Source organism: Bradyrhizobium genomosp. I (2014) (assembly GCF_000261685.1).
GTDB lineage: Bacteria > Pseudomonadota > Alphaproteobacteria > Rhizobiales > Xanthobacteraceae > Bradyrhizobium.
The window spans coordinates 1-10,644 of record NZ_AJQE01000169.1 but is presented as its reverse complement, the minus strand read 5'-3'; the positions used below and the strand labels follow the sequence as shown (position 1 = coordinate 10,644).

Annotated in this window: 15 protein-coding genes; 9 read left to right on the top strand and 6 right to left on the bottom strand. The window is 64.6% G+C overall.

Features of this window, described 5'->3' with window-relative positions; all coding sequences use genetic code 11:
- The 3 genes from IC50_RS16350 to IC50_RS16340 form a co-directional block, all read left to right on the top strand.
- Positions 1 to 184: DUF3088 family protein (locus IC50_RS16350; RefSeq protein ID WP_035706588.1), on the top strand; the 184-nt coding region annotated here is incomplete at its 5' end.
- A gap of 325 nt (positions 185 to 509) precedes the next feature.
- Entirely contained in the window at positions 510 to 1,079 is a 570-nt protein-coding gene (locus tag IC50_RS16345) for a cysteine hydrolase family protein (RefSeq protein ID WP_035706586.1), read from the top strand.
- A gap of 164 nt (positions 1,080 to 1,243) precedes the next feature.
- Positions 1,244 to 1,564, top strand: a complete 321-nt coding sequence (locus tag IC50_RS16340; protein WP_035706583.1) for a hypothetical protein — start codon at positions 1,244 to 1,246, stop codon at positions 1,562 to 1,564.
- Between the two features lie 41 nt (positions 1,565 to 1,605).
- On the opposite strand, the gene IC50_RS16335 is transcribed toward IC50_RS16340, so the two are convergent.
- The 4 genes from IC50_RS16335 to IC50_RS16320 form a co-directional block, all read right to left on the bottom strand.
- Entirely contained in the window at positions 1,606 to 2,877 is a 1,272-nt protein-coding gene (locus tag IC50_RS16335) for a flavin monoamine oxidase family protein (RefSeq protein WP_035706580.1), read from the bottom strand.
- A gap of 9 nt (positions 2,878 to 2,886) precedes the next feature.
- A complete protein-coding gene (locus IC50_RS16330) occupies positions 2,887 to 3,594 on the bottom strand; it encodes a RibD family protein (protein ID WP_035706577.1) in 708 nt (235 codons plus the stop codon).
- A gap of 19 nt (positions 3,595 to 3,613) precedes the next feature.
- The gene (locus IC50_RS16325) at positions 3,614 to 4,273 is read right to left on the bottom strand and encodes an FABP family protein (RefSeq protein ID WP_035706571.1); all 660 of its coding nucleotides are present in this window, start codon (positions 4,271 to 4,273) and stop codon (positions 3,614 to 3,616) included.
- 162 nt (positions 4,274 to 4,435) lie between these two features.
- Complete coding sequence (locus IC50_RS16320) at positions 4,436 to 4,684, bottom strand: hypothetical protein (protein WP_035706569.1); 249 nt, start codon at positions 4,682 to 4,684, stop codon at positions 4,436 to 4,438.
- A gap of 295 nt (positions 4,685 to 4,979) precedes the next feature.
- On the opposite strand from IC50_RS16320, the gene IC50_RS16315 reads away from it, so the two are divergent.
- The 4 genes from IC50_RS16315 (at position 4,980) to IC50_RS16300 (ending at position 7,145) form a co-directional block, all read left to right on the top strand.
- Positions 4,980 to 5,525 carry a sigma-70 family RNA polymerase sigma factor gene (locus IC50_RS16315; RefSeq protein WP_035706568.1) on the top strand — a complete coding sequence of 182 codons (546 nt, stop codon included), beginning with the start codon at positions 4,980 to 4,982 and terminating at the stop codon, positions 5,523 to 5,525.
- Complete coding sequence (locus IC50_RS16310; RefSeq protein ID WP_035706567.1) at positions 5,522 to 6,163, top strand: ChrR family anti-sigma-E factor; 642 nt, start codon at positions 5,522 to 5,524, stop codon at positions 6,161 to 6,163. Before IC50_RS16315 ends, IC50_RS16310 begins: the two co-directional genes overlap by 4 nt.
- A gap of 79 nt (positions 6,164 to 6,242) precedes the next feature.
- Entirely contained in the window at positions 6,243 to 6,827 is a 585-nt protein-coding gene (locus IC50_RS16305) for an RNA polymerase sigma factor (RefSeq protein ID WP_035706564.1), read from the top strand.
- Positions 6,828 to 6,842: 15 nt separating this feature from the next.
- Positions 6,843 to 7,145 carry a hypothetical protein gene (locus IC50_RS16300; protein ID WP_035706561.1) on the top strand — a complete coding sequence of 101 codons (303 nt, stop codon included), beginning with the start codon at positions 6,843 to 6,845 and terminating at the stop codon, positions 7,143 to 7,145.
- Between the two features lie 26 nt (positions 7,146 to 7,171).
- On the opposite strand, the gene IC50_RS16295 is transcribed toward IC50_RS16300, so the two are convergent.
- Together IC50_RS16295 and IC50_RS16290 are read right to left on the bottom strand one after the other, a co-directional pair.
- A complete protein-coding gene (locus tag IC50_RS16295) occupies positions 7,172 to 7,645 on the bottom strand; it encodes a DUF2177 family protein (RefSeq protein WP_333938126.1) in 474 nt (157 codons plus the stop codon).
- Positions 7,646 to 7,702: 57 nt separating this feature from the next.
- Entirely contained in the window at positions 7,703 to 8,506 is an 804-nt protein-coding gene (locus IC50_RS16290; protein ID WP_035706556.1) for a DUF1295 domain-containing protein, read from the bottom strand.
- A 174-nt stretch (positions 8,507 to 8,680) separates the two neighbouring features.
- On the opposite strand from IC50_RS16290, the gene IC50_RS16285 reads away from it, so the two are divergent.
- Both IC50_RS16285 and IC50_RS16280 read left to right on the top strand, forming a co-directional pair.
- Positions 8,681 to 9,994 (top strand): NAD(P)/FAD-dependent oxidoreductase, encoded by a 1,314-nt coding sequence (locus IC50_RS16285; RefSeq protein WP_035706591.1) that lies wholly within the window; start codon positions 8,681 to 8,683, stop codon positions 9,992 to 9,994.
- A 4-nt stretch (positions 9,995 to 9,998) separates the two neighbouring features.
- The coding region (locus IC50_RS16280; protein WP_035706552.1) for a DUF1365 domain-containing protein at positions 9,999 to 10,644 on the top strand (646 nt) is incomplete at its 3' end.

The window sequence follows — 10,644 nt, the reverse complement described above, 5'->3', positions numbered from 1 at the left end:
GCGCCAGCCGGTCATCGCACTGGTTGGCGAGCAAAATCAGTCGCTGCCGCTGCTGGTGCTGGCAGACGGAGCGACATCGCCGCACCAGACCGGCAGCCATGCGGGCCGCGCCTTCATTGCCGACAAGGACGCGATCCTCGCCGCACTCTCCGAACGTCACGGCTTTCCCGATCCGCATCCGTGAGAGCATAGCTCGCGCAACGTTCGTGTCCCGGACGCGGTGCAGCGCGGAGCGCTGCTCCGCCGAGCCGGGACCCATGCCGCGAAGGGCTCCCCTTGAAAGAGGGGCCCCGGCTCTGCAGCGCACCGTCGAAGAGACGCTGCGCTGCGTCCGGGGCACGAGCGGCGCGTAGCCGGCGTGAGTGGAGCGAAATGCCGGAACAGTCTTTCCGGATATCGCTCCGCGCATCCGGGCTGCAAGTCCCCGTCCCGAAACGAGGGAAGATTGGCATTGCACTTTCCTGCTCGCCTCCCATAGTCGCGCCGACAAGACTCCGGAAGCGTCTACGATGCCCCACTCCCTCCCCGCCCTCATCGTCGTCGACGTCCAGCGCGCATTCGACGAATGGGAGGCGGCGGGCAAGCGGCGCAACAATCCGGATGCGGTGGTGCGCATCGTCGATCTGCTGAAGGCCTTCAGAACGAACCGCGCGCCGATCTTCCACATCCGCCACGAAGGCACCAGGCCGAATTCATCGTTTCTGCCATCGCGTTCCGGCTACGCGGTCAAGGACGAGGCGCGCGAGCAGGACGGCGAGGCGGTGATCGTCAAGCGCGTCAACAGCGCGTTCATCGGCACCGATCTCGAGACGCGCCTGCGCGCAGGCAACATCGACACGCTCGTCATCTGCGGCGCCACCACAAATCATTGCGTCGAGACGACGACGCGGATGGCCGGCAATCTCGGCTTCGATGCGCGCCTGGTGCGCGATGCGACCTGGACGTTCGACCGCGTCGGGCCCGACGGCGAGGCGCATTCCGCCGAGGAGATCCACGCCATGACGCTGTCGAATCTCAATGGCGAATTCGCGCGAATCGTCACTGCAGACGAGGTCATCGCATCATTCGCGGCGAAGTGATGGCGGCGGCGCGATGAGCGCCGGCGATGCGACGATACACCTCACGACATACGATCATTCGCGCGAGATCGCACGTCGCACGCTGCGTCGTTTCGACGCCCGCACTGGCCGGAACCCAGCCGGCTCCCATGTGTTGTCGCACGACATTCAACTGGAGTGACGACATGAAGTATCTGATTGCCGCGATCGCCCTCGGTGCTGCGGCGTTTGCCGGCGGATCGGCAGCCAACGCGGCCGGCAATTCAAGCGCGAAGCCGAACACGCCAGCCGGCCATTCGACCGACATCAGCGCGCAGCACCGGCATCACCATCACGGCCAGCGCCATCACCATCGCTGGCGCCATCATCACCACGGCTATTATCGTCCGCACTACCGGGGCTACGGCTACTACCCCAGGCACCACGGCTATTACGGCGGCGGACCGTACGGCTATTACGGCGGCGGTCCCGGCGTGACGTTCAGCTTCGGCAGCGGACGCTGGTAGGACACAGGACGAGAGGCCCGCAGAGATGCGGGCCTCTTTTGTCATTCGCGCAGGATCGTCCCCGCCGTCTCCAGGCCGCTCGCGAGCGCCGCCTCGACCGTGCCCATGTCACGTCCGCGATAGAGAGCTTCCCCGGAAAAGAGCACCCGGCCGTCGGCACGTGCGAGGATCGCTTGTGCCTCGCGCGTCCGTGGCGTCGCCCACGAATAGGCGCCGCGGGCGAAGCGATCATGCGCCCAGTTGGTCGCAGCCGCCGCCACCAATTCGCGCGCGATGTCGTCGCGCGCCAGGCCGAAGACGGCGGCGAGCGAGTCGAGCCCGGCATCGATCAATCCTTGCGGATCGAGGCCTTCCAGCTCGATCGTGCGCGGGCCGCCGAACCAGCCCGTGAGCACGGGATGCTGGTCCGGATAGCGCGTCCACCACACCGGGATCGCCTGGTCGGACAAGAGGAAAGTCATGTCCGCGAGATTTTCCTTGCGCGCGCGCCACCATGGCCGCGCGAAGCGCAGCAGTATCTTGATGACGTTGCCGAAGCCGATGTCGTCGGCGGCAGCAAGCCTCGCGCGCGCCGCCGCCGGCAACGCGATCTCGCGCAGCAGCGGAAGCGGCACCGTGAGGATCACGCGATCGCAGGCGTGAACATCGCCGCCGGCGCAGCGAACGGTCACCGCGCCGCCCTCCTCCGCAATGGCCGACACGACGCTGCCGAGGCGGATGGTGGCGCCGTGCCTGCGGCAGTCGGCGGCCAGCACGTCGATCATCGCGCCGTATCCGCCATCGATGCGCGCCTGCGGGGCGTGCCCGCCATCCATCCATTCCGCGCGCAACGCCAGCGTGGACGCGCGCTCAGGATCGGCCGCGTCATACCCCTCGACCATTCGCTCGATCGAACGGCGCATCGGCGCATAGTCACTCCCGGCAAAATGCCGGCGCAGGAAGTCGGCGACGGTGAGGTCATTCTTCAAGTCGCGCAGGATGGCTTGAAGCTGCGCTTCATGGGGATCGTGGCGCTCCTCGCGCGCGAGCTTCGTCCCGTCGAAGCTCCACTGCTCGCCTTCGATCTCCTGAAGCGACAGCCCGGCCTCGCGCAGCAGGCCGCGCGTGACCGGCGCCTCGCCATGAACGAATTCGGCGCCGCCATCGGCGGGATAGCCGAACTCCGAGGCCGGCAGCGGATGAATGCGGCCGCCACAGCGCTCGCGCGCCTCCAGGATCGTCACCTTCCGGCCGGCACGCGCCAGCTCGCGCGCCGCCATCAGGCCGGCCGCGCCGGCGCCGACAATGACGATGTGCTCGGAGGTGTCGGACATGGCCGCGCTTTACCGGCTCGCGGCTTGCGGATCGTTCTTGATCAGGTATCGCAGCAGCAGGACGCCGCCGCCGAGCTCGCGCGTGCTCTCCAGCGTCATCGCGGTGATCGGCGCGCGCCGCTCGCTGTCCGCCTCTGTCGAGTCGAACACGAAGGGTGCGCCTTTTGCGCCGTCGACTGCGGGGCTGAGGATCAGGTTGAATTCGTCGATGAGACCGGCGCGCAGGAACGCGCCGTTGGCGATGCCGCCGCCCTCCACCAGCAGACGCTTTACACCCAGCTCGCGGGCGAGAATGTCCAGCGCCAGCGCGAGGTCGATCTCGGATTTGCCGGCAAAGATGTAGGACACGCCTTCGCCGCGCAGGCCGGCGAGATGCGAATCAGGTACGCGCTCGGTCAGCACGACGACGATGGGGTCGCCGCCGATGTCCGCGCGCCCCCAGCCAATCTTGCCCTGTGCATCGAGCACGACGCCAAAGGTTTTCGCATCGCGCCGCGCAAACCAGTTTTCGCGCGGGAACGTTGCGTCCGTCGCGGGATAGGGCTTGCCCTTGGCGAACTCCGAACCGGTGACGCGGCCGATCACCCAGGCATCGCCGCCGAGCTCGTCATGGATCTTCTCGAACCAATCTGTCCCTGCGCCCTTCGGGCGCCAGCGGCTGGGATGCGTGCGACCGTCGAGGCTGGAGTGCATCAGACAGATGACATACGGTTTCATGCAATCCTCCGGGTAGCACTCAGGCCGCGGATCCGCGCCCGGCGCGACCGTTGACGATCACCGCCAACGGATTGAGCCTTGGCGGCGCAACCAGCTGGAGCGTGTTGGTATCGCGATGATTGGTCGGCGCGCCGCGCACGAACAACGCGGTCTGGATCAGATAGGTCCAGCTGCCGTCGTCGTTGAAGGTGATGTCGCAGCGGTAAGCATCGGTGCGGAAGGCTCGTTCCAGGAAATCAGTCGAGCAGATCCCGTAAGCAGTGTCGCCGCGCTTCGCGGTGACCGTGATCGTCCTGTCATCCGGCCCGCCCTTGCCCGAGGCCAGCAGCACCTGTCCGCGGGGGATCGCCAGTGTCTGCATGATCAGCCCGGTCGCGGGCTCCCACAGCCAGTAACCGACCTGGTCGTGGAAGGTGATGTCTTCCTCGGGCGTGTTGATGTGGATGTGGTAGCGCAGCCCGTACAGCAGCTGCGGCCCATTGGCCTGCGGGTCGATCGGGTCCATGCGGATGCGCTCGATGAAGGTCCGCCGCTCCGGCCCTTCCGCCTTCGGATTGATGTCGATGCCCTTGTCCGCCTGCCACGTGCCGGCGAGGGCGCGGAGCGGGCCGAGATTGGCGAGGCCGTCGGACGAGACGTCCTCGGGCTCGGTGAAGATGTCGGCGGGAATCGGGAGCATGGAGGCCTCGCGGGGATTGCCGAGACCAGCAATATCACAGGCAGGCGTGGCGGGAACTCAACTCATGCCCCCGACAAGCGCTGGAGGCATTCGAGCCATGCGACGATGCTCGTTGCGCCCCCGCCGCGCGGCGTGGCACAGCCGCCGGCCCGGAGACCGCTCTCAAGCCGCTTCCGACGTTGATCTCGCCCGCTGCTCGAGCACGCCGATCGTCGACACCAGGTTGTCGCGTCGCGCGCGAAGGTTGAGCGCGAGCAGCGGATATGTCGGCTGCTGCACGTCAGACACCCCGGCCCGCGTCTCCTCCTCGAGGATGTCGGTGTTTAGGAGTCGAACGCGCCACCACAAATCGGCGATCAACGCATCGAGCCGGAGTTCACCGGCAGCACCAGAACGGGACACTTTCTGCATCGCTTGCCTCAACCTGATACGGCCTCTTCGCCGAGACCTTGGCTTGGGTCCTGACTGAGCAAGCAGAGTGCCAGGAATGGCCGGGTGCAGGCATGCCGGTTGGAACCAACAATCGGGCACTGCACAGTGATCCGGGGCCTGTTCCCCCTCGTTCTCAGCCTCGGAGATCGCTTGTCGAGGCGCTATGATCGCTGCTATCCGGGCTATAGATGTGCCAATCCGGGCTGAAGCTCGCGTGCCCCGGCGGGGTGAGGCGCGGCTGTCGATTGGTGCGAGCAAAGGGCCGAAGGCAAAGGTGGACTGGGCTGATTTGATCGGACGCGTCGCCTCTCACGGTGACCGGGCCGCCTTCAAGCGGCTATTCGAGCATTTCGCGCCTCGCATCAAGGGCCTGATGCAGAAAGCCGGGTGCAGCTCCGACGAGGCGGAGGAGATCGCCCAAAATGCGATGATCGCCGTGTGGCGGAAGGCGAGCCTTTTCGATCCTGCGACGGCGGGCGCGGCGGCCTGGATATTCACGATCGCGCGCAACCTGCGGATCGATTTATTCCGTCGCAGAGCGCGGGCAAACCGTCTGCATACCGATTCCGAGCTGCCAGATGCACCGGACCCAGCCGAATCGGCAGATGCCATCATTTCGCGGGTGCAGGATGCCGCACGGATCGAGTCGGCCATCGAGCAACTCTCCACAGAGCAATCCATGGTGGTGAGGCTGTCGTTCATCGAGGAGAGGGCGCATCCTGAAATCGCGAGCCTGCTCGGTATTCCGCTCGGAACGGTCAAGTCGCGGATCAGGCTGGCGATGAACCGGTTGAGAGACATATTGGACGAAGAAGCATGACGATCAGCCACCACCCGCCTGAAGATCTTCTGGCCGATTTCGCGGCCGGCAAGCTGGAAGAGGCCTATCAGCTGGTCGTAGGAGTTCATGTGGCAGGATGCACCCGGTGCGCCCGTTTTGTGCGGGCCATCGAGCAGCTTGCGGGAGCAGCGCTGGAGGATGTCGAGCCGGTGCCGATCGCACCAGATGCGTTCGACCGCGTCATGTCGCGAATTGACAGCTCTCCGGAAGGCGAAGCGGCGCCGCCCCTCACGTCCGACGCCAATCATGGTCTTCCGCCGGCACTGCGAAAGTATCGCATCGGCAAGCGCCGGCGCATCGCACCGGGTCTGAGCATGCGGCCGATCGAGCTTTCCGGTTCGGGCAAGGCGCGCGCCTTTCTGCTTCGGTCCGCGCCAGGCTCGCGCATGCTTGAACACACGCACACCGGCACCGAACTGACCCTCGTCCTCGAGGGCAGCTTCAGCCACGAGGGCGGACGCTTTGGCCCTGGTGATTTCGATTACGGTGATGACGAGATCGAGCATCGTCCCATCGTCGGGGACGAAGGCCCATGCGTCTGCCTGGTCGCAATGACCGGCGATCTGCGCATGAACGGTTTTCTCGGCCGACTGATCGGGCCGTTCGTGCGACTTTGATTTTCTCAAGTCCTTCTCCCGGGGGTGATCCAGACATGCGCCCGGAGCGTTTCGAAACAAACGCAAGGGAGACACGGACATGGCCGGTTCAAGCCTGGCGAGTCAGGGGCCGAGCGAGAGGCTGCCAGAGCTCCTGGCGCGCGTTTCCGCAGGCGAGACACGTGCCTTCGCAGAGCTCCATACGCTGACACGAGATCGGCTACGCAGGATAGCGCTGGCCGTTGGAGCCTCGCCTCACGACGTCGACGACATCCTCCAGGAAACCTTTCTGAAGATCTGGCGCAACGCCGACCGGTTCGATGCCGGACGCGCCCCGGCGATGGCCTGGATGTCCGCGGTCGTCCGGAATGCCGCAATTGATCATCACCGGGCCAGAAGGCAGCCAACCTACGAACTGGACGAAGCGCTCTTGGTTTCGGCGGGAGCCGGCGCGTCATCGATCGAGGATTTCGACTACGCCAGTGCCGAGCCGATTGCGCGCAGAGCATTGGCTCGTTTGCCGGACGATCGCCGCAGGCTGGTGGCTCTCGCTTATCTCGAAGGCGAGAGCCGCGCCAGCCTGTCACGGCGCTTCGGTGTGCCGGTCGGGACCATCAAGACCTGGCTGCATCGAACCATTCTGGCGATGCGCAAGGATTGCATTGCGGCATCGGCGGCGGCCTGAAGCCGGAGAACGCGCATGGCTGCAGAGATCATCGCGTTTCCCAAGCAAGAGTGCGGGGACCGGCTCGTCTCTTCGATCGCACGGCTCGAAGCGCTGTCGATCGACGTCGAACGTGTCGGAGCCGACGATCCCGGAGCCTGCCTCGATCAGCTGCTTGCCGCCATGGAGCGCATGAGCGATCAACTCGTCGACCTCGCGAGCCTCTTGCTCGACGAAGATACGAAGCTGCAGGCTCAAAGTGCATTCCGATCCTTGTCCGACAGGATCGCGGAAACCAGGGAGACGTTCGACCTGACCGGACGGCGAAGAGATATCTAACTCAGCCTGGCACGCTTGTTCTCGGCTCAGTGTGCCAGTTTTCGAGCGACGAGAAATCCGATCCAGGCACTGACACCGGCGAGAAACGATCCCCAGAAAACGTCCGCAAGTGTCAGCCCGGTCGACCAATTCCGAAGGGTCGCCTGATTGGTGAGATCATAGGTCGCATAGCTGAAGCAGCCGAGCATCAGGCCGGACGTGAAGGCGCGTAGCGCACTCCCGTCTTGCTGCGCGGGCAGCACCGCGAACCAGATCAAACCGATGGGATACAGCAAGTAAAATGCTGCAGCGGCCGCCAGATTGGGCTCGCCGCGCAACATGTCGCCCAGCACCGGCCGGTAAAGCCGTTCGACCATGATCTTGAGCCAGACCATGTCGATTGCAACGAAGGTCAAGGCCACCGAAAGATAGGTAAAGAGAAGATTCATGTCCGCATTCCCGTCCGATTGCATCTGCCCGGCTTCTCGAACCCGGCACCGGATTAACGAACGGCGAGCCACGCCGGATCATATCCGCGCACTCGCGCCCGCTTGCGTGCAGTCAACAACCACCGGCCATCAATGTGCGTGTTTCGGCGGCAATGGGAAGAATGCATTGGTTCGTGCCTGATACTCCCGATAGCGGTCGCCGCGCGATTGCAGCATCTGCTCCTCGAGCGGGGGTATCCCCGTCACATGCACGAGTATCCAGTACATGATTGCCGGCGCTGCCAAGCTGGCCCACCCCCACGCATATCCGGGCGGCAGCGCGATGACCGGGTAAGCCCACCACCCCAGCCATTCGAAGAAATAGTTCGGATGACGCGACCACCGCCAAAGGCCGGCATCGCAGACGAGCCCGGCGTTGGATGGGCAGAGCTTGAACCGGCGCAATTGCCGGTCCGCCAATGCCTCGCCTGCGACGGCTGCCAGAATGATGACGGCTCCGGCGTAGTCCTGCAGTCGCAATCCGGGCTCGGAAGCGTGCGCCGCGAGGAAGACGGCGAATGGCAGCGGCACCGAGACCAGCGCCTGCGATTGCAGGAAAAAGAACATCCGGCGGGGGGCCGCAGCCCCCCATTGACGCGCATAGCTCGCATACCGCGGATCGTCGATGCCTGCCGCGGCCCGGCGCGCAATGTGCGTGCCGAGTCGCACCGACCAAAGCAGCACGAGCCCTGCAACGAGCACCCGCCGTGCCGGCGTGTCGTCGGCGAGAGGCCACAGAGCGGCGACCGCGCCAACGAGGCCGGTCGCGTAGGACCAGATTGCATCAACCCATCCGGAGTTTCCCGTACGCTGCTGAACGACCCAGGCCAGTCCCATCAGGAGACAAAGGGCCAGCGCAATACCGCCTATTGCCTGAACATGCACCAAAACCATGCCCTCACCAGAATTGCCCTCTCCTCGATACGTCGACTGCAGGGGCCGGTTTCGCGCTCGGCGGCGGGTCGGCCGATGGTCCGCAAGGTGATCCGCGCCATCTCGCCGAACGTTTCCTTGCGCAGCGACCGTATCGAGCACCGTATTGACGGTATCCAGTGGGGGCGACAGAGAATGCGTTTGGCCGTGATCGGGACCGGAATTGCCGGCAATGCTGCCGCGTGGCTGCTGTCGAAACGCCATGCCGTGACGGTGTACGAGCGCGAGCTGCGCCCGGGCGGACATAGCCATACCGTTCGCGTCGACTATGATGGCGTGGCCGTTGACGTCGATGTCGGCTTCATCGTGTTCAACGAGGCGAATTATCCACAACTGACCGCGCTGTTCGCGCAGCTGGGCGTGAGGACCGTCGAGACTTGCATGAGCTTCGCCATGTCCGCCGATCATGGCCGGTTCGAATGGCGGGGAGGCGGCGAGACCTTTCTGCAGACTGTTTGTGGCCTGTTTGCACAACCGCGCAACCTCTCATCGCCATCCTATCTTCGCATGCTGGCCGAGGTCCTGCGATTCAACAGGCAGAGCGCGGCGGACTTGCGCGCCGGCCGGCTGCACAACCTGACGCTCGGCGAGTATCTGCGCAAGGAATCGTTCGGGCCGCGCCTTTTCTCCGATTATCTTGGACCGATGGGGGCGGCCATCTGGTCGTCCTCGTCGGCCGACATTCTGTCTTTCCCAGCGGAGAACTTCGTCGCCTTCTTCGACAACCACCGGCTCCTGCACCTGGACCGGCCGCGCTGGCGGACCGTGGAGGGTGGCAGCCGGCGCTATGTCGACAAGCTCACCGCCATATTCAAGGACAACATTCGGCTAGGCTGTGCAGTGACGTCGATCCATCGAGCGGAGCATGGCGTGACGATCCGCGACAGTCATGGTGGTGCGGAGACTTACGATGCCGTCGTGATGGCCTGTCACAGCGATCAGGCCTTGGCGGCGCTGTCGGATGCCGACGCCCAGGAGCGCTCCGTTCTCGGCGCGATCAGATATGCCCCCAACACCGTCTATCTGCACCGCGATCGGAATCTCATGCCCAGGCGCCGCCAGGCATGGGCATCCTGGAACTTCCTGCAATGGCCGCGACAAACGCCCGTCCAGAACGACGTTGCGGTGACCTATTGGATGAATCGGCTGCAGGGCATAGACGACTGCAAGCCATTGTTCGTCAGTCTCAACCCTCCTTTCGAGCCGGCGGCCCATCTGACGTTTGGAAAATTCAGCTTCGCCCATCCGCAATACGACCTGGCAGCGTTCGCGGCGCAGCGACGGCTCCCCGCAATTCAAGGGCGCCGCCGGACCTGGTTCTGCGGAGCCTGGACCGGCTATGGCTTTCACGAGGATGGCTTGCAGGCCGGCATCTCCGTTGCCGACGCGCTTGGCTGCGAAGTTCCGTGGCGGCGGCCGGACTCGTTCCTGGTCCAGGCAGCCGAGTAGCACGATGGCCCGCACGAAAACTGCCGAAGCGGAGAATGCGACAGCGCCGGCCGCGCTCTACTGGGGAAAAGTGATGCACGCGAGGTGGCGGCCCGTGCAACACCGGTTCACCTATCGCGTGATGAGCCTATTGATCGACCTGGATCGTTTGAACGAAGCGGATCGCCAGTCCTGGCTGTTCGGTATCAACCGAGCAGCCCCCTTCAGCTTCCACGAGTGCGATCACGGCGACAGCAAAGGCAGGTGCCTGAGCCAGTACGCCCGACGACTGGCGGCGGAGCGCGGCGTCGAGCTCTCGGGCGGTCGCGTTCTCCTTCTCTGCTATCCCAGAGTCCTGGGCTACGTGTTCAACCCGCTTTCCGTCTATTTCTGTTACGACGCGTCCGGCGATCTCGCACTGTTGATCTACGAGGTCCGCAACACCTTCGGGGACATGCATTCCTACATCCTGCCCGTGCAGGATGCGCGACCGGGCTGCACAATACGGCAGAGCCAGGCGAAGGAATTTTACGTTTCGCCGTTCATGGCGATGGAGACGCATTACCGCTTCAGCATTTATCCACCGGAGCGAGATGTGATGGTCAGGATCGTGCAGACGAGCGAGCAGGGCGCGATGTTTGCGGCGGCGTTCCGCGGACGCCGCCACCCTC

Bases quoted from the DNA above. Each gene is read 5' to 3' on its own strand.
- IC50_RS16345 (WP_035706586.1), top strand. From the start codon at position 510: ATGCCCCACTCCCTCCCCGCCCTCATCGTCGTCGACGTCCAGCGCGCA.
- IC50_RS16340 (WP_035706583.1), top strand. From the start codon at position 1,244: ATGAAGTATCTGATTGCCGCGATCGCCCTCGGTGCTGCGGCGTTTGCC.
- IC50_RS16335 (WP_035706580.1), bottom strand. From the start codon at position 2,877: ATGTCCGACACCTCCGAGCACATCGTCATTGTCGGCGCCGGCGCGGCC.
- IC50_RS16330 (WP_035706577.1), bottom strand. From the start codon at position 3,594: ATGAAACCGTATGTCATCTGTCTGATGCACTCCAGCCTCGACGGTCGC.
- IC50_RS16325 (WP_035706571.1), bottom strand. From the start codon at position 4,273: ATGCTCCCGATTCCCGCCGACATCTTCACCGAGCCCGAGGACGTCTCG.
- IC50_RS16320 (WP_035706569.1), bottom strand. From the start codon at position 4,684: ATGCAGAAAGTGTCCCGTTCTGGTGCTGCCGGTGAACTCCGGCTCGAT.
- IC50_RS16310 (WP_035706567.1), top strand. From the start codon at position 5,522: ATGACGATCAGCCACCACCCGCCTGAAGATCTTCTGGCCGATTTCGCG.
- IC50_RS16305 (WP_035706564.1), top strand. From the start codon at position 6,243: ATGGCCGGTTCAAGCCTGGCGAGTCAGGGGCCGAGCGAGAGGCTGCCA.
- IC50_RS16300 (WP_035706561.1), top strand. From the start codon at position 6,843: ATGGCTGCAGAGATCATCGCGTTTCCCAAGCAAGAGTGCGGGGACCGG.
- IC50_RS16290 (WP_035706556.1), bottom strand. From the start codon at position 8,506: ATGGTTTTGGTGCATGTTCAGGCAATAGGCGGTATTGCGCTGGCCCTT.
- IC50_RS16285 (WP_035706591.1), top strand. From the start codon at position 8,681: ATGCGTTTGGCCGTGATCGGGACCGGAATTGCCGGCAATGCTGCCGCG.